The organism is Robiginitalea insularis (assembly GCF_052497835.1).
In genome coordinates this window covers 2873440-2897407 of the sequence record NZ_CP199296.1, presented here as the reverse complement: position 1 = coordinate 2897407, position 23968 = coordinate 2873440, and the positions used below count along the sequence as shown (strand labels likewise).

General features: G+C 45.2%; 20 protein-coding genes. 13 read left to right on the top strand and 7 right to left on the bottom strand.

Features of this window, described 5'->3' with window-relative positions; all coding sequences use genetic code 11:
• The first annotated feature begins 37 nt into the window (after nt 1-37).
• The 6 genes from tpx to ribB all read left to right on the top strand — a co-directional run bounded on the left by tpx (nt 38) and on the right by ribB (nt 6616).
• Nucleotides 38-544, top strand: a complete 507-nt coding sequence (tpx, locus tag ACT6NV_RS13115) for a thiol peroxidase (RefSeq protein WP_445384894.1) — start codon at nt 38-40, stop codon at nt 542-544.
• Nucleotides 537-902: a diacylglycerol kinase family protein gene (locus ACT6NV_RS13110; RefSeq protein WP_445384893.1), complete on the top strand. Its 366-nt coding sequence runs from the start codon at nt 537-539 to the stop codon at nt 900-902. The genes tpx and ACT6NV_RS13110 overlap by 8 nt, the downstream gene beginning before the upstream one ends.
• Nucleotides 903-968: 66 nt before the next feature.
• The gene (locus ACT6NV_RS13105; RefSeq protein WP_445384892.1) at nt 969-3323 is read left to right on the top strand and encodes a DNA translocase FtsK 4TM domain-containing protein; all 2355 of its coding nucleotides are present in this window, start codon (nt 969-971) and stop codon (nt 3321-3323) included.
• A 3-nt stretch (nt 3324-3326) separates the two neighbouring features.
• Nucleotides 3327-3974 (top strand): LolA family protein, encoded by a 648-nt coding sequence (locus ACT6NV_RS13100; RefSeq protein ID WP_445384891.1) that lies wholly within the window; start codon nt 3327-3329, stop codon nt 3972-3974.
• Nucleotides 3975-3978: 4 nt separating this feature from the next.
• Nucleotides 3979-5484 carry an LptF/LptG family permease gene (locus tag ACT6NV_RS13095; protein ID WP_445384890.1) on the top strand — a complete coding sequence of 502 codons (1506 nt, stop codon included), beginning with the start codon at nt 3979-3981 and terminating at the stop codon, nt 5482-5484.
• 4 nt (nt 5485-5488) lie between these two features.
• Nucleotides 5489-6616, top strand: a complete 1128-nt coding sequence (ribB, locus tag ACT6NV_RS13090; protein ID WP_445384889.1) for a 3,4-dihydroxy-2-butanone-4-phosphate synthase — start codon at nt 5489-5491, stop codon at nt 6614-6616.
• 3 nt (nt 6617-6619) lie between these two features.
• Here ribB and ACT6NV_RS13085 read toward each other — a convergent pair whose 3' ends face one another.
• Genes ACT6NV_RS13085 through ACT6NV_RS13075 form a run of 3 tightly spaced genes read right to left on the bottom strand, consistent with a single transcriptional unit; the run spans nt 6620 to nt 9245 of the window.
• Nucleotides 6620-7819 carry a DegT/DnrJ/EryC1/StrS family aminotransferase gene (locus tag ACT6NV_RS13085; RefSeq protein ID WP_445384888.1) on the bottom strand — a complete coding sequence of 400 codons (1200 nt, stop codon included), beginning with the start codon at nt 7817-7819 and terminating at the stop codon, nt 6620-6622.
• Nucleotides 7820-7831: 12 nt separating this feature from the next.
• Nucleotides 7832-8482 carry an NAD(P)H-dependent oxidoreductase gene (locus ACT6NV_RS13080; RefSeq protein WP_445384887.1) on the bottom strand — a complete coding sequence of 217 codons (651 nt, stop codon included), beginning with the start codon at nt 8480-8482 and terminating at the stop codon, nt 7832-7834.
• Nucleotides 8483-8489: 7 nt separating this feature from the next.
• Complete coding sequence (locus ACT6NV_RS13075; protein WP_445384886.1) at nt 8490-9245, bottom strand: sulfite exporter TauE/SafE family protein; 756 nt, start codon at nt 9243-9245, stop codon at nt 8490-8492.
• 54 nt (nt 9246-9299) lie between these two features.
• Here ACT6NV_RS13075 and ACT6NV_RS13070 point away from each other — a divergent pair, with 54 nt between their 5' ends.
• The 3 genes from ACT6NV_RS13070 to ACT6NV_RS13060 all read left to right on the top strand — a co-directional run bounded on the left by ACT6NV_RS13070 (nt 9300) and on the right by ACT6NV_RS13060 (nt 13949).
• Nucleotides 9300-11336: a S9 family peptidase gene (locus ACT6NV_RS13070; protein ID WP_445384885.1), complete on the top strand. Its 2037-nt coding sequence runs from the start codon at nt 9300-9302 to the stop codon at nt 11334-11336.
• Between the two features lie 114 nt (nt 11337-11450).
• A complete protein-coding gene (locus ACT6NV_RS13065; RefSeq protein WP_445384884.1) occupies nt 11451-12017 on the top strand; it encodes a hypothetical protein in 567 nt (188 codons plus the stop codon).
• A 39-nt stretch (nt 12018-12056) separates the two neighbouring features.
• Nucleotides 12057-13949 (top strand): adenylate/guanylate cyclase domain-containing protein, encoded by a 1893-nt coding sequence (locus tag ACT6NV_RS13060; RefSeq protein WP_445384883.1) that lies wholly within the window; start codon nt 12057-12059, stop codon nt 13947-13949.
• A gap of 175 nt (nt 13950-14124) precedes the next feature.
• Here ACT6NV_RS13060 and ACT6NV_RS13055 read toward each other — a convergent pair whose 3' ends face one another.
• The 3 genes from ACT6NV_RS13055 to ACT6NV_RS13045 form a co-directional block, all read right to left on the bottom strand.
• Complete coding sequence (locus tag ACT6NV_RS13055) at nt 14125-14754, bottom strand: response regulator transcription factor (protein ID WP_445384882.1); 630 nt, start codon at nt 14752-14754, stop codon at nt 14125-14127.
• Between the two features lie 745 nt (nt 14755-15499).
• Nucleotides 15500-17155: a PorP/SprF family type IX secretion system membrane protein gene (locus tag ACT6NV_RS13050; protein WP_445384881.1), complete on the bottom strand. Its 1656-nt coding sequence runs from the start codon at nt 17153-17155 to the stop codon at nt 15500-15502.
• Between the two features lie 150 nt (nt 17156-17305).
• Nucleotides 17306-18589: a cell envelope biogenesis protein OmpA gene (locus ACT6NV_RS13045; RefSeq protein ID WP_445384880.1), complete on the bottom strand. Its 1284-nt coding sequence runs from the start codon at nt 18587-18589 to the stop codon at nt 17306-17308.
• A gap of 341 nt (nt 18590-18930) precedes the next feature.
• Between ACT6NV_RS13045 and ACT6NV_RS13040 the strand changes: the two genes are divergently transcribed.
• Nucleotides 18931-19323, top strand: coding sequence for a hypothetical protein (locus ACT6NV_RS13040; RefSeq protein WP_445384879.1), 393 nt, complete (start codon nt 18931-18933; stop codon nt 19321-19323).
• A 99-nt stretch (nt 19324-19422) separates the two neighbouring features.
• Here ACT6NV_RS13040 and ACT6NV_RS13035 read toward each other — a convergent pair whose 3' ends face one another.
• A complete protein-coding gene (locus tag ACT6NV_RS13035) occupies nt 19423-19758 on the bottom strand; it encodes a hypothetical protein (protein WP_445384878.1) in 336 nt (111 codons plus the stop codon).
• Between the two features lie 255 nt (nt 19759-20013).
• Between ACT6NV_RS13035 and ACT6NV_RS13030 the strand changes: the two genes are divergently transcribed.
• The 3 genes from ACT6NV_RS13030 to ACT6NV_RS13020 all read left to right on the top strand — a co-directional run bounded on the left by ACT6NV_RS13030 (nt 20014) and on the right by ACT6NV_RS13020 (nt 23860).
• Entirely contained in the window at nt 20014-22377 is a 2364-nt protein-coding gene (locus ACT6NV_RS13030; protein WP_445384877.1) for a sigma 54-interacting transcriptional regulator, read from the top strand.
• Between the two features lie 484 nt (nt 22378-22861).
• Nucleotides 22862-23278 (top strand): response regulator, encoded by a 417-nt coding sequence (locus tag ACT6NV_RS13025; protein ID WP_445384876.1) that lies wholly within the window; start codon nt 22862-22864, stop codon nt 23276-23278.
• Nucleotides 23279-23422: 144 nt separating this feature from the next.
• Entirely contained in the window at nt 23423-23860 is a 438-nt protein-coding gene (locus ACT6NV_RS13020) for a hypothetical protein (RefSeq protein ID WP_445384875.1), read from the top strand.
• Nucleotides 23861-23968: the final 108 nt, after the last annotated feature.

Sequence of the window (23968 nt, the reverse complement as noted above, 5' to 3'; positions counted from 1 at the left end):
GCGGAATATTTTTTTAATTTCACCCAAATTTAAGGCTATGGCGAGTATTGCATTTAAAGGACTACACGCAAATACCCTCGGCTCTCTACCGGAGTTGGGGCAAGAAGCTCCGGATTTTGAACTGACCGGACGAGAGCTCAGCGCTGTAAGACTAAGTGATTTCAAAGGAAAAAAAGTAATCCTTAATATATTCCCTTCATTAGACACAGGCACCTGTGCACAATCTGTAAGGCAATTCAATATTGAAGCAGCCGGGCTGAAAGACGCACAGGTATTGTGTGTTTCCAGGGATCTTCCATTCGCGCAATCCAGGTTTTGCGGGGCCGAGGGGATTGAAAATGTTCTGATGCTTTCGGACTATAAAACCGGGGCGTTCGGAAGGGATTACGAACTGATATTCACAGACGGGCCCTTTGAAGGCCTTCTTTCGCGGGCAGTATTAGTGCTCGATAAGGACGGAAAGGTTTTATACAGCGAACAGGTTGTGAATATTGGGGAAGAACCTAATTATAAAGCAGCCCTTGAGGCTTTGAATAATGGCTAAGGAGTCCTTTATCCGCAACAGGATCAAAAGCGTCGGGTTCGCCGCGCGCGGAGCCTGGTACCTGATCCGAACCGAGAGCAGTATACAGGTTCAGGTTGGAATCAGTATCCTGGTAACTGCAGCCGGGTTTTATTTCAACATTTCAACAACAGAGTGGGTTTTCCAGCTATTGGCAATTGGGGTAGTCATGGGAGTTGAGGGGGTCAATACGGCAGTTGAAAAACTATCGGATTACATACAACCCGAACAGGACCCATTTATCGGTATGGTAAAGGATATTTCGGCCGGAGCCGTACTGATGACTTCCATAGCGGCCAGTATTGTCGGGTTGATAATCTATTTGCCAAAAATATTTTAGGTATCCGTCCCTGCAGCCCTTCGCTTCTAAATTTGTAATTTAGCCCCGCATAGTCCAAGCATCTAAATGGCCAGAAAAAAACGAAAAAGCACTTCCGGAAAGAAAAAGTTTTCCCTGAAGCCCTCCAAAAAAAACAGTGTCATCCTGGGAAGTTTATTAATTCTTCTGAGCCTGGCCCTGTTTTTCAGCTTTATCTCCTTTTATTTTAACTGGCAGGATGACCAGAGCCTGCTCAGCGAATTTGCCAACCGGAATAAGGAAGCCAAAAACCTGCTCAACAAATTCGGAGCCAGTGTCAGTCATTTTTTCATGTATAAAGGCTTCGGGCTTTCCTCTTTTATTTTCCCAATACTGCTTTGTCTTTCCGGGTTGTACCTCTTTTTAGGGTTAAAGGCCCGTGGCTTAGCAGGCAAATGGGTATGGGGCCTGACCCTTTTGATCTGGATTTCCATAGGGTTAGGGTTTTTCGGGCAGCAACAACCTCTGCTTGGCGGACAGATTGGCTATGAAATGAATGACTTTTTAAGGGATTATATTGGAAATATTGGAATCTTCCTGTTACTTCTTTTCGGCCTGATTGTGATAATGGTAAGGCTTTTCAACTTTAATCCTCAGGACTTTGGCCGCAGGCTGTCCTCCGGCATGGAGCAGGTTTCCTCCGGATGGAGTAAAACTAAAGATGCGAAACCAACTGAAATCTCCGAAGATTACCTCAGCGAGGAGGAAGAATCCCAACAGGACATAGACTTGTATACCCATAAAAAAGACATCCCGGTTCTGGATGAGGAAGATGTTGTTGCTGATACTGTCGAAAAAAAGGAGGAAAATGAATTAGAGATTGAGGTGGCTGCCGCTGTGGATGATGCAGATGAAACCGACCTGAAAGCTCAGAAACTGGTGTCCGATTTTGGAGAATTTGACCCCACACTGGAATTGGCCAAATACAAGTTCCCGCATCTAGATTTGCTGGACACCCATGGAGGTACGGGCGGAATTACCATCAATCAGGAAGAGCTGGAGGAAAATAAGAACAAGATTGTTGAGACCCTGAAAAATTATAAAATAGGTATAGCCCAGATAAAGGCTACCATAGGGCCTACCGTTACCCTTTATGAAATTGTGCCCGAAGCCGGGATCCGGATCTCAAAGATCAAGAACCTCGAAGATGATATTGCCCTCTCGCTTGCCGCCCTGGGTATCAGGATAATCGCGCCTATCCCCGGGAAAGGTACCATCGGGATTGAAGTACCCAACAAAAAACCCACAGTGGTTTCCATGCGCTCGGTAATCGCCTCCAAGAAATTCCAGAATGCAGAAATGCAATTACCCATTGCATTTGGAAAAACCATCAGCAATGAAACCTTTGTGGTAGACCTTGCCAAAATGCCACACTTGCTTATGGCCGGAGCTACCGGACAGGGAAAGTCCGTTGGTCTCAATGCCATTCTGACATCCCTTTTGTACAAAAAACACCCTGCAGAGGTTAAATTTATCCTGGTTGATCCCAAAAAGGTGGAACTGACCCTGTACAACAAAATTGAACGGCATTTCCTGGCCAAATTACCGGATACGGAAGAGGCCATTATTACAGATAATACAAAGGTGATCCATACCCTGAATTCCCTTTGCATTGAAATGGATAACCGCTACGAATTGCTCAAAGCAGCGCTTGTACGCAATATCAAGGAGTACAATGTCAAATTCAAGGCGCGAAAACTGAACCCAAACGAAGGGCACCGCTTTCTCCCCTATATTGTACTGGTTATCGATGAGTTTGCAGACCTCATTATGTCTGCCGGGAAAGAAGTGGAAACGCCTATTGCCCGCCTGGCTCAATTGGCCCGGGCCATTGGGATTCACCTGATCATCGCCACGCAAAGGCCCTCCGTAAATGTAATTACAGGGCTTATCAAAGCGAATTTCCCTGCGCGTATAGCGTTTCGCGTTACTTCAAAGATCGATTCCCGTACCATCCTGGATTCGCAGGGTGCCGACCAGCTAATCGGTCGCGGGGATATGCTTTTTACCCAGGGCAATGATGTTACCCGCCTGCAATGCGCTTTTGTGGATACTCCCGAAGTAGCTAAAATAACAGAATACATTGGGTCCCAAAGAGCTTATCCGGATGCCCATTTGCTTCCGGAATACGTTGGAGAAGATTCTGGCACAGCAATTGATTACAGTATTGAAGATAGGGACAGCATGTTCCGGGAAGCCGCAGAGGTTATCGTGATTGCCCAGCAGGGATCTGCTTCGCTGATTCAACGAAAATTGAAACTGGGGTATAACCGGGCGGGAAGAATTATTGACCAGTTGGAGGCCGCAGGAATCGTGGGGCCTTTTGAAGGCAGTAAGGCCCGGCAGGTATTGATACCAGACATGGCGGCGCTGGACGAACTATTACGAAATGAAACCAATTAAATCATGAAGCGATCTATTATATTAATGGGAATTTTATTGCTGGCCTCAATGCCCGCCAGCAGTCAGCAAGCTGCCAAAGCCAAGGCCTTGCTGGATGAAGTCTACAACAAGGTAAACAGCTACGACAATATCTTTGTGGACTTTAAGTTTGAACTCAACAATACCGAAGCCAATGTTCGCCAGGAAACACGGGGGGATGTTACCCTGGAGGGCGACCGCTATGTATTGAATTACCTGGGGGCCAAACAAATGTTTGACGGGAAGAAGGTCTATACGGTGGTTCCGGAAAATGAAGAGGTGACCATAGAGGATAAATCCGAGGATTCGGGAACCGTGAGTCCATCTCGCATGCTGACCTTTTACCGGGAAGGCCACAATTACGCCTGGGATATCCTGCAGAATGTTCAGGGACGTAAAATTCAATATGTAAAACTGACCCCTATAGATTCCGATTCTGAGGTAAAATCGATTTTACTGGGGGTTGACGTGGAAACCAAGCATATCTACAAGCTTATAGAAACCGGCATAAACGGAACCAAAACCACCATCACTGTTAATTCTTTTAAAACAAATCAGCAGCTGTCGAAAACCTTATTTACCTTTGATGAGAAGAAGTACCAGGAGGAGGGGTACTACATCATAAGAAACTAGTGGCTTGCGCATACTCGACCAATATATCCTGAAGCGGTTCCTGCTGAATTTTTTCAGTTCGTTTGTCATTCTGATGTTTATCTTCATCTTTCAGACGATCTGGCTGTTTATTGACGACCTGGCCGGAAAAGGTCTTGATTTGATCATTATCGGGAAATTTTTGTTTTACCTGATGCCGAACCTGACCGAAAAGGTGCTGCCCCTGACCGTTTTGCTTTCCTCTATCCTCACCTTCGGGGCCCTGGCGGAGAATTACGAGTTTGCAGCCATGAAGGCCTCCGGCATTTCCCTGCAGCGTTCCATGTTACCTCTTATTGTGCTTGTTTGCGGAATGGGGATACTCACCTTCTATTTCGCCAATACGGTAATCCCTATATCTGAGCAGAAAATCTATAATCTCAGGCGTAATATCGCTTCGGTCAAGCCTGCGGCCGTTATTGAGGAGGGGGTTTTCAGTGATTTCGAAGGCCGGAACATCAAAGTTGACCGTAAATATGGCGAAAATGACCGGTATCTGGAATCTGTTGTGATCCACCAGAAATCGCGATTACAGCGAAATACAACCGTAATCAAGGCTGCTGAAGGGGAACTGGTAAGCGGAAAAGGCTCAGACATCATACAATTGATCCTGAAAGACGGCCACTACTACGAAGATATTATAGGGGCCTCGGGAACCCCGACTAAAAATTATCCCTTTGCCAAGGCCGATTTTGATACCTACATCATGAACATAGCACTTCCCGATAACCTGGAAGACCTTGAGGCGGAACGCAACGTGGAAACAGATAAAATGAAAAACATCTCCCGTTTGATAACGGATATAGACTCCATAAACAATCACAATTACAAATTGGTGAGGGCGTTTTCCAAAACGATCAGTATGCGTAACGGGGCGTTTACTCAGAAAGTAGCAGACAGCCTTAAGTACAATTTAGCCGACTCTCTGGCCAACAGGGATCCCTCAATCCTAAGGAAGACGAGTAGTATTGTGGAGAAACCAAGGATCATCACCGACTCAAAGCCCTTAACTGCCTTTGCGACCTGGGAGCAAGGTCAGATCCTGGATGCCTCGAAAAACTCGGTTCGGAATATCATTAACACGGTTAACGGGAAGAAGGAAGAACTGGACCTGAGCTACAAGCGCTATTACATGCATATCCTGAGCCTTCACAAGAAATTTGCCCTGGGGTTTTCCTGTATTATTTTGTTTTTCGTGGGGGCTCCGCTCGGGGCCATTATCCGAAAAGGTGGCCTGGGCCTGCCCATGGTTATCGCAATAGTACTCTTTCTGGCTTATTACTTTTTTGGGGTCTTTTCATCCAATTATGCAAAAGAGGGTAATATTCATCCTATTTTAGGGGCCTGGCTCCCAACCATGATCATGCTGCCCCTGGGCATTTGGCTCACCCGAAGGGCCACTGCAGACCGGGGTTTGATGAGTTTTGGTCATTTTATAGATTTTTTAAAAGAACGGTTTGGCCGAAAGAAGAAAGAAACGATCTCAGCCTGATGTTATGAATAAAATACAACTGGATTCCATTGAATCGGCCATAGCGGATATCCGCAAGGGAAAGGTCATAATCGTTGTGGATGACGAAAACCGTGAAAATGAAGGTGATTTCATCGCGGCTGCCGAAAAAGTAAGCCCTGAGATGATCAATTTCATGGCTATGCACGGGCGCGGGCTCATTTGTGCGCCACTTACCGAGGAGCGCTGCTCGGAACTGGATCTGACCATGATGGTTGAGAACAATACCGTCCTGCACCATACGCAATTTACAGTATCGGTAGACCTGATCGGACATGGATGCACCACGGGTATTTCCGTTCAGGACCGCGCCAAAACCATCGCTGCCCTGGTGAATCCGGAAACCAAACCCCATGAACTGGGGCGCCCCGGACATATCTTTCCGCTTCGCGCGAAAAACGGGGGGGTGCTCAGAAGGACCGGGCATACCGAAGCCGCGGTCGATTTCGCGCGCCTGGCCGGATATGCGCCGGCAGGCATACTGGTTGAAATCTTAAACGAAGACGGGACCATGGCCCGCCTGCCCCAATTGATGAAGGTGGCCAAAAAATTTGATCTGAAACTGGTTTCAATAGAAGACCTGGTCGCCTACCGCATGCAGCACGACAGCCTGATCCAGAAAAAAGACTGCTTTGACCTGCAAACCCGATTCGGGGAATTCCGGCTGCACGCCTACCAACAGACCACCAACGACCAGATACACCTGGCCCTTACCCGTGGTAACTGGAAGATGGGGGATCCGGTGCTGACCCGTATCAATTCCACCCTCATCAACAATGATATCTTGGGCACCCTTACCAATAATGCAGATAAAAAACTGGATGATATGTTCAGGGCCCTGAATGCGGAACCTTTTGGGGCTATTGTGTTTATCAATCAACAGAGTGAGTCATTCAACCTGCTCAAACGCATAAAAGGCCTGAAGGAGAACCAGGAAAAAGGAATCATGAAAGCCCCTGGCATAGAAATGGACAATAAGGATTTTGGGATCGGGGCTCAGATCCTGCACGACCTCCGGATTCAAAAAATCCGTCTGATGACCAACAGCACCCAGACCAAACGGGTTGGGATAGTGGGCTACGGCCTGGAAATAGTGGAATACGTTGGATACTGATTTCTATCGGCTAAGTACTTTTTTCAAAGCATAGACCAATTTTAAAGTGCGGTCTTCGAGTTCCTGCTCATCCCAGCCGAGTTTGATCAGCAGGGAAAGATTCCGGCCCATCCAGTGATCCGATTTCGGAAATTCCCGGTCATTCAACTCCCGAAGTCGATTTTTGAACTCCGCTGCGAGCGGGGCGGAAGAAATACCCTTTTTAAGGTGGTCCCAGCGCCGGTGATAGTGCCAGTTGTTATCATACCAGTAAAATACCCCGTCTACCCCGGTTTGTACAATTGCATCTCGGGCTTCACGGGCCAGGGCTTCAGTGGGCAGAAAAATATTGAGAAAGGAAAAGTTTTCCTCCCCCCCTTCCGGCACTTTGCGAAAGCTAAGGCCGGGGATTTCTTTTAAAGCTTCCTTTATCAGGGAGTAGTTCTTCTTCTGAATACTGATAAACCGATCCAGTTTGGATAGTTGTGCCAGCCCTACGGCCGCGTGTAATTCTGAAATTCGGTAATTATAGCCCAAAAAAGGATGTTCTTCTGCACCGCGATCGCTTCCAAGGTGATCGTGGCCATGGTCGCTGTAGGCATGGGCCTTTTCATATATTTCGCGGGAGTGGGTAATAAGGGCGCCGCCCTCCCCGCAGGTTATAGTTTTTACAAAATCAAAAGAGAAACAGCCTACATCCCCATAACTTCCCAGGGGCTTCCCTTCATAACTCCCGCCAATGGCCTGGCAGGCATCCTCCAACAGGAGGAGATTATGCTGGTTTGCCAGGGTTTTCAGGCTGCGCAAATCAGCCATGGAACCGCACATATGCACTACCATGATAGCCCGGGTTTTTGTATTTATCAGGGATGCCACGGCCTCCGGATCCAGGGTCAGGGTCTGGTCTATATCGCAGAGAACCGGTACGGCCCCCAGGGCGATCACCGCCTCAAAACTGGCTACAAAAGTGAAGGTTGGCATAATAACTTCATCTCCTGCCCCAACCCCGGCACTGGCCAGGGCCACGGTCAGGGCTGCCGTTCCGCTGCTGACCAGGTGTACATGGGGAACTTCCATCCGTTGTGACAGGGAAGCTTCCATTTCCCGGCTTTTCCATACCCCTTGCCGCATAGGGTCAAAACCATAGCGCATCAGCACCCCGGTATCCAGCACTTCCTGTACCGATTGCTTTTCCTTATCTCCAAAAAGTTCAAAACCTGGCATCTTGCAAAAATTTTAAGGTAATGTATCAGGACCGATTGTGAGCACGGATTTCTCCAGGTCTCGTCTTACTTTTTTAAAGCTCGCAAACATATCATCAGGTGCCCGGTAACCAACAGGTAATACCAGCACGGCATGCAATCCCCTGGGCTCCAGATTCAGTACTTTATTATAAGCTGTCGGATCAAAGCCTTCCATGGGGCAGGAATCAATCTGCTCTACTGCGCACACCGTTAAAAGGTTGCCCAGTGCAAGATACGCCTGGTGCGTGGCCCAGGTTTGTATTTCGCTGTCTGTCTTTGAACTGAAACTTTCAATAAGGCTCTTTTTAAAGGGATCCAAAACCTCCCCGGGAGTTCCCCTGACGGCCTGTACCTTATTGAAGTAGCTCTCAATATATTTCTGGTCAATAGTCTGTTCAATGCACAATATCAGCAGGTGCGAGGCGTCGGCTACCTGCCGTTGCCCGTAGGAATGCCTGACCAGCTCCTGCTGCAACTCCCTGTGCCGGACCACGAGCAATTTTAAGGGCTGTAAGCCATAGGAAGTGGCCGTTAGGTTAAAAGCCGTTTTTAGTTTATCTAATTTTTCTTCCTCAAGGATTTTTGAGCTGTCGAACTTCTTTACAGCATATCTCCAATAGAGGGAATCCAAGGTGTTTTGCATCTTTAAATCAATTAAAAAACCAAAGTTTTATCGCCATTACAATCACCATTCCGACTAAGAATATTTTGATGTAGCCATCCCCCTTACTCACAGAGATACGGCTGGAAAACCAGGCCCCCAGGCCGTTCCCTAGTGCCAGGACCAGCCCCACCTTCCAGATCACCTTGTCATTGAGCACAAAAACCGCCAGGGCCGCCAGAGTATAAATAAAGACGATGGCCACTTTGGTCGCATTGGCCCTGACCAGGCTTAATCGGTTTACGTAATGCAGGAAGAGGATGATAACAAACCCGATTCCGGCATTGATAAACCCACCATAAATACCGATAAAAAAGAATGCTATTATCGATAGCCACAGGTATTTACCGCTCAGGCGTTCCTGCAACTCAGCAACCTTCATTTTGGGCTTAAAAACAATAATGAGCACCACTACCACCATAATGATGGCGAGGATACGGTTAAAGGTTTCCCCTTTGATATCAACCGCAATATAGGCCCCGAGGACCGAGCCCAGCAGGGCGGAAATTCCCAGGTAAACATTGAACGGGAAGGTACTCACGCCCTTGCTTTTAAAACCGGCTACGGCAATGGCGGTTTGCAGTACGATGGCAACCCGGTTGGTCCCGTTAGCTACGGCCGGTGGGAGCCCAAGAAATATAAGAACGGGAAGTGAAATAAGCGACGCCCCGCCTGCTACGGTATTTATGAAACCGACTACAAAACCCACTCCGATCAGGAGCGCATAGTGATACCACTCTTCCATGGCTGCAAAAGTAAGCCTTATTTTATATCTTTAGGAATCTTCAAAACCCAACTTATGAAACCAGCTATCCATTTGTATTACCTGTTCTTTATTGCTATACTGCTGCCTGGCAGAAGTAGTTCCCAGACGCAGACCCCCCTGGAGCTCAACGATATTTTCAGCATGGAGTACGTCTCTGACCCACAGATATCCCCGGATGGCAGTAAAGTTGTGTACATCCGCAATTTCAAGGATATAATGACAGACCGGAATCTGTCCAATCTCTGGATCGCCAACTTCGACGGCAGCGGTCAGCGCCCGCTTACCACAGGAAACCATAACATCAGCAGCCCCAGATGGTCGCACGACGGATCCCGGATCGCGTTTCGCTCCAATATGGAAGACGATAAAAACAAGCTCTATATGATGTGGGTGGATACCCGTGAAGTGATGGCGCTGACCAATACAGATCAAAGCCCGGGCAGTCCGCAGTGGTCTCCGGATGACAAATACCTCGCCTTCGGGATGTTTGTGCCCGAAAAATCGGCTTCTCCAATCAAAATGCCCGGAAAACCGGAAGGTGCCAAATGGAATAAACCCCCGATCTACATAGATGATATGAATTACAGAGGTGACGGGGCAGGCTATTATAAAGCAGGGTACAATCAGCTATTTCTGATTTCAACGGATGGCGGTACGCCAAGACAGCTTACACATACCAATCACGATCATGGAGGAGCCGTTTGGGGACCCGGTAACCGCACCTTATATTTTTCGGCAAACCTGAGGGACAGTGCTGAATACAACCCTAGAAATTCAGAAGTGTATCGTTTAGATTTAGGTTCGCAAGCCATTACCCCGCTTACCGATCGGGAAGGACCAGACTTCAGTCCGCAGGTATCCCCGGATGGCAAACATATTGCCTATCTGGGTTTTGATGACCGCTATCAGGGATACCAGGTAACCCGACTCTACCTGATGAACGCTGATGGCAGCAATGTACGCGAAATATCAGGCGATTTCGACAGGGATATTGGTGCGATTCAGTGGGCTGCCGATGGCAATTCCCTTTATTTTATGTATGACGACTTTGGAGACAGTAAAATAGGGCAAATTTCCACCAACGGAAAGGTAAGCACCCTGGCCGAAGGCCTGGGAGGGCTATCGCTGGGAAGGCCCTATAATGCTGCCGCATATTCCGTTTCAGATGATGGCCGCCTGGCCTATACCCTTGGCGGGACCTCCCATCCGGCAGACCTGGCAGTTCAGGATCGAAAGGGATCCAAAAGGATTACTAGGCTGAATGAAGACCTCTTTTCATTCCGAAGCCTGGGTGCAGTAGAGGAAATGCGCTGGAAATCCTCTTTTGACGGACGCGAAATACAGGGATGGGTAGTAAAGCCGCCAAATTTTGACCCTTCAAAAAAATACCCGATGATCCTGGAAATCCACGGAGGGCCTTTTGCCAGCTATGGCTCTGTCTTTTCAGCAGAAATTCAGCTCTACGCCGCCGCGGGTTATGTGGTGCTTTACAGCAACCCAAGGGGTTCTACCAGCTACGGGGAGGAGTTTGGGAACCTGATACATCACGATTATCCCAACCACGACTACGAAGACCTGATGTCCGGAGTTGACGCCTTGCTGGAGAAAGGCTATGTAGACAGTGAAAACCTGTTTGTGACCGGTGGCAGCGGCGGAGGGGTCCTTACCGCATGGATAGTTGGAAAAACGGATCGTTTCAGTGCAGCCGTGGTGGCCAAACCCGTCATAAATTGGAGTAGCTTTGTACTCTACGCGGACAACCCTGCCTTTTTCTACAAATACTGGTTCCCGGCCAAACCCTGGGAAGATCCGGATAATTATTTCAAACGATCCCCCCTGAATTATGTGGGGAATGTAACTACGCCCACCATGCTGCTCACAGGCGAAGAAGACTACCGAACGCCTATCGCAGAATCGGAACAATTCTATGCGGCCCTCAAACTTGAAAAAGTACCCTCGGCCATGGTTCGTATCCCGGGTGCCTCCCACGGGATTGCCAACCGGCCCAGCAACCTGGTTGCCAAAATAGCAAGCGTACTGACCTGGTTTGAAAAATACCGTGAAAATTAATGTTAGCAGGTACCGCTGAATTTTTGTAATTTAAGGAGTTATCCATTGTGAAAAGCATTGTTCCCCCTGATCAATGGGATTTGTTAATTATCAGACAACCTAAACCTAAGAACAATGACAACAGATGCTAATTCAGGTGATTTCTTTGTAAATCTTAAGAGACGATTATTCCTTACCGTTGATGCCCATAAATTATTCCAAAAGGAAAAACTGGATTTGAATGATTGCGAACTTGCGGATCAATTTCATTCGGCTACCGGAGAGGCGATCAAAAAATTTGAATCCCAGGTTTTTAGTAAGAACAAGGTCAAATGGAGTGCGGAAATAATAGAAACGGCTGAGAACGAAGGTTACGATATAACAATCGACCAGATCAAAATGCTGCCCAATTCGCCTGCAAACATCTTTAATAAAATTATACTTCCGGGGAATAACGGAAAGGTAGAAGCAAAAGTCAAGGATCTTTCCAAACATGAAGATTATGATTATGAAATTTGGTTTACGCTTGAAGATCCTTCGGGTAACACCAAAAGTTTTATTATTGATCCCAGGCTAAAGGCCAGTACGACAGAAAGTTATACAGCGCTTTTAATTAATCTTTTCAATTCGTTGCCTATTGATGATATGCTAAGAGCAAAATTATTGGAGGTAATAAACGATTTCCGGAACCAGAAAAATTAGAGTTCTAATTTACCATAATCGGCAAAACGAGATTATACAATGTTGCGTAGGCTTATTTTATTCACTGTTGTTTTGATTTCTATAAACGGCTTATACGCCCAGGAACAAGGCGTAGTAGATAGGCTGAGGCCTTTATACGAATCCGACACCCTGAGCACCGAGCATAGAATAAAGGTTCTGAATAAGCTTACTTACCATGAAGTGAATGACTTGCAGATGGCACTGAAATATGCCCAGGAATTGATCGAATTATCGAAAAGTGTTGAAAACAACAAATATTTAAGGGAAGGTTACCTTCAAAAGGGATATATTTTATTGGATCTCGGCGATTTGGTGGAAGCAGTAAAGGCATTTGAACAAAGTGCAGCCCGATCAAAAGAAGATGGGCATTATCTGGGGGAGGCGGTTGCGTTAATAGCAGTAGCAGACATTTATGCTGAAGCAGGGGATATAGAACGGGCAGAAAAGAACTATCTCCAGAGCATAGATCTGCTTCGAGAAATTAAAGAGGAAGAGTTTCCAAAAAGGGACAACACCCTGGGGATTGCACTTTTCAATCTGGGAGATCTCTACCTGGAGACTCAGCGACCTGGCAAGGCTATTGATTATTTCTCAGAAGCTGGGGCCTTATTTGATAAGGTAGGCTACTCTGTAGGGAGTTATTCGGTTATTGGAAATCTGGGGAGGGCATACCTCGGCCTTGGGAACTATGAACAGGCAGAAGCGCATTTAAAAGAAGCCATAGAATCCCTTCGGACAGCCAATTACGCTTCACATATTGCAGCGTATCAGGCGGCCCTGGCAACCTTATATTCGAACCAGGGCAAATATGAAATGGCTCATGTGGAGGCCTTAGCCAGTCTCAAACTTGTACAGGAAACGGGGCAACCGGCCATGATCAGTGAATACAGTAAACTCCTCTCAGATATAGATGAAAAGCGGGGAGTCTACCAGGAGTCTCTGGAGCACCTGAATATGCATTTAGAGTATAAGGATTCCCTGGATGGTGCCACGGTTGATATGACCCGTTTGCAATGGGAAAAGGCCGAAAATGAAGCCGAAATGGCAAAACTACAGTCAGAGAAAGCTCAAAATGAATTGGCTCTTCAAAGTCTGCAACAAAAGAGGCAACAATTGATCCTCTGGATAACCGGGATTACCGCATTATTATTAATAGTGATTGCCCTGGGTACTTACAGGCGTTACCAATACACAAAAAAAACCAGCGACATTATTTCACGGGAACGAGACCGGGCGGAAACTCTTTTACTCAATATCCTGCCGAAACAAACCGCGTCCGAACTTAAAGAAAATGGAAAGGTTAAGGCCCAGCGCTACAATGACGCCTCTGTGCTGTTTACGGATTTCCGGAATTTTACCAAACACGCCGAGGAGGTAGATCCGGGCTTACTGGTAAAAAGCCTGGATTACTATTTCTCCTACTTTGATACACTGATGGATAAATACGGGCTTGAAAAGATTAAAACGGTTGGCGACGCCTATATGTGTGCAGCAGGTATCCCCTTTCCGGTAGAAGACCATGCCAGACGTGTGGTGGACGCAGCCCTTGAAATGCTGGATTTTGTGGAAGAGGCCAAACACCATGAGGATGCAGAGCATATTCGCTTCGATATCCGTATCGGGATTAATTCAGGACCGGTTGTGGCCGGGATAGTGGGTACAAAGAAATTTGCGTATGACATTTGGGGCGATACCGTGAACATTGCAGCTCGTATGGAATCTTCTTCGGTCCCGGGAAAAGTAAACGTTGCGGAACATACTTACCAACTCATCAAAGACCGGTACCAATGCCAGTACAGGGGCGAAATTGAAGCAAAGAACCGGGGCAAACTCAAAATGTATTTCGTAAGCGGTAAAAAAGAACCCTCTGAAAAGGCTCCCAAAAGCAATGAGCCCGTACTGGCAGATTAATAATAAAAGCCCGGTTTCCCGGGCTTTTATCAGTTTCAATAGATCCTTTTTATTAAATAATAGAGATGTACCGGCAGACAATGGATGGCACCACCAATCATCGTACCGGCACTCTCTGCTGCTATTCCCACAAAGCAACTATTTTTTAGAGCAGCGGATTACAGTTTCCGCTGGCCTATGCATATTCCAGTTCCCTGATCTTTTTCAGGGCCTCAGATTTTGAATTCACATCCAGTTTGAGATAGATATTCTGGATATGAAAATTAATGGTGCTGGTTGTTACGAATAATTTCTCGGCAATGGCTTTATAGGTAGCCCCCTGCCCGAGATATTCAATAATCTGATTTTCCCGCTCGGAAAAACAATCGTAATTCTTTTTGCGGAACATGGATATCACCTTTTTGGCTATATCGTTACTGATAGCCGCTCCTTCGTACTTGATGGAATTAAGCGCATGGCGCAGGCGCTTCTTGCTGATCGGTTTGGTCAGATAGCCCACGGCTCCGTATTTAAAGGCCTTTTTGATACCTTCAAAGTCGTTATTGGAACTAACCATAATTACTTTGGCCTGGGCATTTTTTTTCCTGATTTCTACCAATCCGTCTATCCCGGAGAGGCCCCTGAAATTGACCTCGGATAAGATGATATCCGGTTTCACCAATTCATAATCTTCCAGGGCATCTTCCACAGAGCGATAAATTCCCGCCAGTCTGTACTCCAGATAGGTACTAAAATAATAGGCATAGGTTTCGTGAAATTTGGGGTCATCGTCAATAACAATAACCTTCAGAGTAGTTGTATTCATAGTAACAAGATTTGGGGTTGTATTATGTTTTAAGGGCTAAAAAGGAATCAAAATCCTTTAAGAATGTTGCAAGGAATCCCCAGGGCACCTGCCTGTAGCAGTTACCTCAGATCCGTATTTATCCGGTCAGGCTATCTGTTCAGATTCTGAAAATCCTGCCTTTACGGGATAATTCGGATAATGTAGGAAGGGGGTTTAATGCCGGATGGGATTCCCTCAACATCCTCCTGTCGCTTAGCGGACAGGTGAAGGTTTTGGCATTCTATATAGTAAGGATGAACTCCAGTAAGAATGCCGCCATAGCATATCAATCTTTTTAGCAGGTCTTGCCGACACTTCTTTTGAAGCGCCCGGCGGGTTAAAAATTCTTTCGAACTTCTTCGGGGTAAAGAACGTTTTCATAAGAATTCAGATTTGGGTTGTATTATTTTCATTGAGAAATTACTAATTGCTCCCATTTTGTCCTAGGAAATGCAGATTTTTTCGATTAAGTGTAAGAAAAGGGTGTAGTTCATCGGAATTTTAGTACTAAAACCGACTGAGTGGTTTGTAAAATGTATAGCTCTAAACCAAAAAAATCACCCGCCGGACCCCTCCGGAAGGTGACTTTTTAACCAGATGAAACACTATTCATTTAAAGGGCAGGAAGGCGGATCCGAAAGTTCCGGTAGGGCGTCGGAAGTTGTTATAAGGTTTCCGGAAGCCGCCTGTCTTACCCTTTGTTAATTTTGTAAGGCCTTATTCCTTACTGATCTTCGTAACTGACATCAGCCGTGGCTACCGGGTTATAGACCTGCATGATCCATTTTTCTTCCCGATACTGCCCGCCGAGGTCAGATACCACTGCGGTCTTGGCGTCAGTCTTAGTATTAAAATCGGCCAGATATACATAATACAACCCGTTCTCTGTGTTATAGAATTGCCGAGCATCTAAACCTTTCTCCTTACATTCTTTTAAAAAGGCATTTAAATACTTCTTGTTACTATAAACATTGGCAATCAGATAATAACCAGATGATACCCCAACGATATCCGACCGATTTTTAGCTTTTATAGGTAATTCATTAAAATCTCTTTTGGCTACAGGCACATAAGGTTTTGGCTCAGCCGGCTTAGTAGCGGCTACCGCAGTCTGCACCCTTCTGTCCTGAATTCTAGGGGCGGGATCTGCAGCCGGCCCCTGTTTCCTGATTTCGTTCCTCAGGGTACGAACCAGGGTTTCAAACCTTTGTTCGAACTGGGCTGTCCGCGCTTCTTCTATAGAATCCATCCGCAGCATCAGTTCATCCAGGATCAAACGGTTTTCAAAAGCCAGAGTGCCTGGCTGGGCATCCGGGCTGCTGCTTTGTTGTTCTGCCCGGAGTTCGAGGATTTGTTCCTCATAATTTTTTACAATCTGATCGATTTGTGCATCCTTGCTGCCATCCACATATTGAATATCGATTCCAGAGCGCTCCTGGTCTTCTTTAAAGGTATAAGCCAGGGACAACTCATGATTCCAACCCAGATTGGCTCCGGCATCCGAAAGGTCTTTCTCCATCAGGTACCCAAGGGATAACTTTTGGTTCAGGTTAAACCCGAGGCCCATGGAAAGTCCGTAGGTCTGGTCATAGGCAGTCTGAAACCAGCCGTAATCCGGCAAGTCCAGCAAGAGGGAGCCTATATATGAAATCTGGTCGTCTTCATTTCGCCCCATCTGCAATAAAGGCATCAACCGGGCATTAGCGAACAACCCGCGGGTCGCTTCAAATAAATGGGTATACTGAAGGGATGCTTTCAGATTGTTGGTATTGAATCCCGTAAGCAGTTCATTGGTGCTTTGATTATAACTGATCAGATTGGTTGCATAAACTCCGATGTCAAACCTTCCTACCGACAGTGCCATTCCTGGTTGCAACGCAATCTGGCTCTGATTTTCAGCTTCCTGGAGGGTAGGGTCGTTTTCCGGGATGATTATCCTGTTTTTAGCCAAACCCTGGCTCACATAGGTGATGTTTGTTCCGAAGCTCAAACGGGTTTTGTCTCCCAGGGGCACAGAAGTAGCGTAATTCGCATTAAAGCCGAACTCTTGTACCACTCCTTCCCATTGGCCATATACTCCAATCCCGAGAGCAGTTCTTTCATTGACCTTATTACTGAATCCCAGGTAATAATTTTGGATATTATCCTCGTAACTGGCGTACTGGTTCCGGTGCAGGATATTCAAATACGATTTATTTTCGCGCACCAGGGAAAAGGTTGGGTTTATCAGAAATCTGTTGAAAAACAACTGATTGTGAAAAGGGCTGTTGATGGTGTAATCGCTCCGGGTTTCCTGACCGTGTAACCGGTTTCCGGTAAGGGTCAGGCACATGATCAGGGCGGGTATTCCTATCGTTAATATGTGATTACATCGTTTCATCGGGGTATTTTTTTGTTTGGATCGGCTTGGGAACTGCTTCCTGAAGTTCCCTGCCAGGGGCCTTTCCCAAGCCTGTCCAAAATGTTTCATTGGGGGTTTTTCATACTTATATTAGCTACAATAAGTTATCCTTCTAACCAGCGGGCCATGTTATTCCTCGTATACATTATTGGAATATCCGCTTTCGGCATCTATGGGTAATAATTCCAGGAAATTGTGTTTTCTGTTTTGCGCCAGCGAATTTTTCTGCTCATCTGCATAAGAGAAAACCAGCTGCTGTGCTTCGTTGGCCAGGTCACCGCGATTGGACATCACGTAGGCCACGCCTTTCTCCGCTTTCAGATTAAGGGCGAAATCATCCTGCCGGCTATTGAAGGGCGTGCCTATATTCACAGCCAGACCCACTTTGCGATGGCCTACCTGGGCAGCGTATAAATCCAGGCCGCCGTAACCGTCCCTGCCATCGGAGGCAAAAAACAGCAGGTTATCACCTACCAGGTTTGGATACATGTCATTTTTACGGGTATTGACTTTATCCCCAAGGTTTTTGGCTATACCCACCGATCCGTCTGTACCTATATCGGCTACGTATATATCGTATTTTCCATAGGAACCTGGCATGTCCGAAGCGAAGAACAGTCGTTTACCATCGGCGGAGATGGCAGGATGCATGGCAGAGGCATACTTGGGGCATACCCCGACTTCCGCTACGTTCATCCACGACCCGTTCACGTTTTCTGCCCTGTAAATTTTATGTACCAATTGTTTTTTGGAAAAGATGCCATACAAAGGCTTTACATAGGCTGCTTTACTGAAATAAGCGGTTTTTCCATCCGCCGATACGGTAACCGGAGGTGTGTAATTTGGTCCCGGGTTACTGCGATCCATTTTCAGCCTTTGTGACTCATCCTCAGAAAGTGCTACCAACTCTTGCAGATCAGCCATGGATCGCGACCAGTTCGATTGGCTGAAATCAGGCTTGCGATAGTTTTCGGCAAGCCTTCGGGTAAGGTCGTGGATACCGGAGCTTCTCTCTATCTGGTAATCTTCCCTGATTCGGGAGAACCAGTCTGCCTGGGCCACAGTTTCGCCGTAATTTGCAATTCCGGCTTTGTGCATGGCCACTTTATAGCGTTCCATATAGCTCTGTGAAACACCTTCAGTGCCGCTCAGGTCTATTAATTTCTGATACCAAAAGGCAGCCGTCTTGAAATTTTCAGACAGGAAATTAACATTTCCCAGGTCTTCAAAAATCTCTTTTTCGGTATAGCCCAGCTTTAATAGCTTCAGGTAATCCTCTATTCGTTTGTCAGCCTCTGTACTCTTGGAATGGCCGATAGTAGTCGTCTTTATTTGCTGTGCTCCCACCCCTAGGCAAAAGAACAGAAAAAGACCTCCTGCTACTGCTTTTAATGCAATTGTATATTTTCTCATAACACAAGATATTGGGGGTTCATGAGGTCAAATTTCGAAAGAGAACCGACAAAATATTTATGAATTATTCATAGGTTTTTGGTAATTTCACTGTGATTTTTGTTAAAAATTGGTGATTTCCCTATGAAATATTCATAGTTTCGCAGAAATACCCTATTTCATCGACCATTCACATCAGTTCATTCTGAAACTAAAAATCAGCTTCCCACAACCCGTCTTTAACCCGATTTTCCGAACCGTTCATCGATTGGATTTCTGTGTTATTAAACGATATTTTTAAGTTGATACAGATCATTTCAGGTTAAAGGAGGTCTTATTTCCTTTACCTAAAATTCACGAGGATGGAAACTATAGATTTGAAACGAGCCCTGGGACTGTTACTATTATATGTCTTTCTGATCCTTATGGCGAGCTGTGGTACGGTTGTCTATACCAGTCGCTCGGGAAATCCTCCTCCTCCCTGGTTTTACCCGAACCGGATAGAGGTAGTTCGCTATGTGTATTTCCCGGAATACAGGATTTATTACGATTTCACAACCCGGACTTATATTTATTTTGAAGGCAATGTCTGGGTGCGCAACCAGACCCTGCCTCCCCGGTACCGGAACCGTAACCTGAACCGGTCCCGATATGAAAGGGTTAAAGGCTATCGGGATGATGATATCAGCCGCTACCACGAACAGTACCGGAAAAACAGCGGGCGAAGTAACCGGAATTACAGAAGCCGGAATTAGTTCAGGGAGTCCTTATATCGAAAACCTGTTTTCCCTACATCCGCTTGTCCCTGCGTATGGGGGCTCCTCTGCCACCCCAATTGTAACTCTTAAGGCAGGTCAACCCCGGGTCTTTACAATACCCAGAACTTCTCCGCTTGCACAATTGAGCATGAGGGCTTCTCCCTTTTGCAATCCATATTTCAATTTGGTCGCTTTGTATATCCCCTTTCCTTTTTGGGCCAATACCATGACCAACTCTGTGCCATCCCTTGTATCGACCATTGGGCTTTTACAGGATGATCCATCAAGGACAATCCCTTCTGCAGGCTCGAAACGATCGGGGGTGTCCTCAGCCTTTCGCAGAACGGACCAAAAAGGGTCCCGTGATGCGGAACAGGCCGTAAACAGTAATACAGCGGTAATCAAATAGAAAAAGAAAATATATTTTTTCATGATCAGATCGATTTAAAATAAATTGATTGAAATTATAGAATAAAGCGATTCCGCAGCTAAATATTTTAAGCCTCTAATTAGGGTTTACAAATAATGAGATATGTCTTTTTCTCTCTGAGGGCGCATTGAAATATACTTGCAGATCTCTTTCCCCGAGAGGGAGAATTATTTACCTTCAATTTTTATTAGCCTGAAGAACTTATTTAATTTTGACTTAAGCGATGGCCCCGGCCATTTCTTAGAAATTCAGTTAAGGTGGAAAAGAAAAAGCACGAGGCATTTTCATTTGATAATGAGCAATACTTCATTAAGCTGTTGAATAATATCGGAGATCCGATCTTCGTAAAAGATGCACACAGCAGGTTGCTATTGGTTAACGACGCATTCTGCTCCATTTTTCAAACATCAAGAGAAGATGTAATCGGTAAGACACTGGCCGAAGACGTCAGTCCTGAGGAACGGGATATTTTTCTCAAAATAGACCGGGAAGTCATCGAAACCGGAAAAGAAAACGTGAATGAGGAAAGCCTGACCGTGAGAGGTGGAGAGACTAAATTAATCTCCACTAAGAAAACCAGGTTCATCGATGAGCAGGGCAATAAATACCTGATCGGTATTATCAGGGACGTCACGGAGCGCAAAAAAGCTGAACTGGAGCTTAAATCAGCAAAAGAATTTTCGGACAAACTGATCATGTCCATGCAGGAAGGCCTTATTATCGTGGACCTGCAGGGGAAAATCATACAGGTTAATGAATCTGCCTGCAGTACTCTTGGATACACCAAAAAAGAACTGACCGGCATGACCCTCCCCTATCCTTTTGCCAGAAAAGAAGATCTGAAGGAAATCACCCGTCATTATAAAAAAATTGCAGCCGGAAAGGCACCGTCTTTCCAGTTTGAATACATTAAGAAAAATGGAGATACTTTTTTAGCAACATTTTCAACCGGCAATATAACGGACAACAAAGGGGAAGTAATAGCCCTTTTCGCAACGATGAAGGATATTTCGGAAGATTACCGCACACAGCGTCTATTGGAAGAAAATGCCCTTAAATCCACGAAAAAAAAGGATGTCATTCTAAAGCTGGCCAGCCTTGTTGGTCAGGACTTTAATAATTCCTTCAATCTCATTACGGAACTCGCATCGGAAACACTGGATGTGGAAAGGGTCAGTATCTGGCGTTTCAATCAAAACAGGAGCGAAATAATCTGTGAAAATTTGTTTCTGCAAAGCAGTAAAAGCCATTCTGGCACTATGGTCTTATCCCGATCCGACAATCCGGAATATTTTGAAGTGCTGGAAAATCAAAGCACAATTCTGATCAGGGATGCGCTAAAAAATACGGCAACCCGAAAATTTGCTGACGGGTATTTAATCCCAAATTCAATCAGATCCCTGATGGATGTATTTATAAACAGTACAAACGGCCATTACGGCATCATTTGTTTTGAGCATGTAGGCGATTCATTGCGAAACTGGACAGCAGACGAACAGGAATTTGCGACCTCTATAGCCAATATAGTATCCCTGATGGTGGAAAGCAACGAAAGGAATATTGCAGAAAAAAAGCTGATTATTGCCAATGAGGAACTTTCCAAAGCCAACACTGAACTCAAATCCTTACGGAACAAACTGGAACAGGAAAATATCTATTTACGAAATGAGCTCGATTTAGTATTCAATTATGAGGAAATGATCTATGGGAGTGCCGAATTCGGCCACGTTCTTTCAGAAATTGAAAAGGTGGCCGCCACCAATGCCACGGTACTGATATTAGGGGAATCGGGAACCGGGAAAGAATTACTGTCCAGGGCTATCCACAATATTAGTTTAAGAAATGACAAACCCCTTATCAAGGTGAACTGTTCTGCCATTCCCAGGGAATTGATCGAAAGCGAACTATTCGGCCATAAAAAGGGATCTTTTACAGGTGCCTATGGCGATAAGATCGGAAAATTTGAACTGGCGGACGGGGGCACCTTGTTTCTGGATGAAATTGGCGAACTGCCTCTGGACATGCAACCTAAGCTGCTACGGTTCCTGCAGGAAGGAGAAATAGAAGTGGTGGGGGGTACCGGGATAAAAAGGTTGGATGTTAGGGTGATAGCAGCATCCAACAGAAATTTAAAGCAGGCAACCGAAAAAAAACAATTCAGGGAAGATCTCTATTTCAGGTTAAACGTGTTCCCAATCGAGGTTCCCCCCTTACGAAAACGGAAAGCGGATATCCCACTATTGGTGGAGCACTTTATCGATAAATTCAATAAGGAATACACCAAGGATCTCAAATATGTTTCGGATGCTGCTATGGAAAAGCTCATCGCGTATGACTGGCCTGGAAATATCAGGGAATTGGAAAACCTGATTGAACGGGCAGCAATTCTTTCCAGTGGAGAGACATTGGTTATTCCGGGATTTGAATCAGAAGCCCAAAAACAAGTGAAGCCCATAAACACCAATAATTTATCATTGGAGGCTATGCAAAGGAAACATATCTTATACGTCCTGGACAAATGCGATTGGAAAATTTCCGGAGCCCGGAGTGCTTCAGAACTATTAGGACTCAAACCGAGTACCTTAAGGGACAGAATGACCAAACTTGGTATCAAGAAGTAAATTTAAAGTCGCGGTATACCGTGTATAAAATGAAATATTTCATTTAAAAAAACGGTATTCCGTTTATGTGATATCTTTACCCCTTACACCTTCCTCTTTTTATATTATTGATTTTCAGTTTATTGTAAAGTTTTCTTCCGTAAGATTACATTTTTGGCACATGTATTGTCTCATAATAAAAGAAAAGACAAATGGGACGCCCGATCCAAAGGAAAATGGCCTGGTTCAGGATAAAATCCAATTCTAAAGGCCTATTTGAATATAATTCAAATTGCTCACCGGGCAGCGATTGTAAAATTTGCCATAGCGTCAACATAAATTTCCCCCGAATACTTTTAAATCAGCCTTATCCGCACACGCAGGTAAGGCTGTTTTTTCAAGTAGCCAGATCGTTTAAGGCTTCTAACAATTTTGCTACGGCATTAGTTGTGAGAGTTGAATTTTTGAACCTAATGAGTCCACTGTTTTAAAACATTACAAATAGATGAGTTTGAATTTTATGTTGATTGACGATAGCAGTATAGAGTTGTTTGCAAGTCAGAAGAGTATCGAAAAGGAAGTTGTTGATTCTGAAACCATCACTTTTATAAGGGCCAAAATGGCACTTGCCTATTTACATTCGTTAAGCACACTGGACAAGGTGGATGACGACTTTGTTCCCGATATCATTTTGGTTGACCTGCATATGCCTGAAATGGACGGTTTTGAGTTTTTGAAGGCGGTCGAAAACCTCTATCACGACTTTCTGCGAAAGACCCGAATTTATGTACTCTCATCATCCCTGAATATTAGTGAGATCAATGATGCCCAGACACATGATGCCTGCGACGGATTTATAAACAAACCTCTGAATGCTGAAAAGATTCAGCAACTAAAAATGAAACAGTTACAACCAATATAGCAAATAAAGCAGGCATACATGAAAATCCGCTTTTCCGATGCTTTGGATTGCTTGGAAAATTAGAGCTGATTTTTTAAAAGCGCTATTTGTAGGTGTAAGCACAAAAAATGACATAAAAGGAAATCGCATTAAATACCTGCTAACATGAAATGTGTTGAGTTAAACAAAAAGGGAAATTTTGATCGCTGGGACCAGGATTTGCTAACTGAACTTCGTGATATAAAGGTAAATGATGATATTTCTGATGAGGGTCTTATTTATCAGGATGATGGGCTGAAAGTAAGCGTAATAGGTCTGGAATCATATGAACGGTATCCGTTCAGGATTTTTAGCAATGATTTTAATTTGATCTGCCTTACCGGGGGCGTTGCGCTCTCGAGAAGTTCAAACGGCCAGATTTCACTTCTCATTTTTGAAAAGGGAGAAAACCTTCCCTTTCACGTTAATAATACCACAATGATCAATGACCTGCAGAATATAGGGGAGAGTCCATTGGTCTTTGGATTGATTGAGTTTAGCCTGAATAAGGAAACGGATCATTATTTTGCCAATATTATCCAGCAAATAATGTTGGCAAGCTAGCAGTTTCAATTTTTCAACATTCTTCTGGACTTTAAGCAGTTTACGGCCATACTGCAAATGCTCGTGCAACCTATTCCTCTCCACGTACAAAAGCGTGCCATTTACATT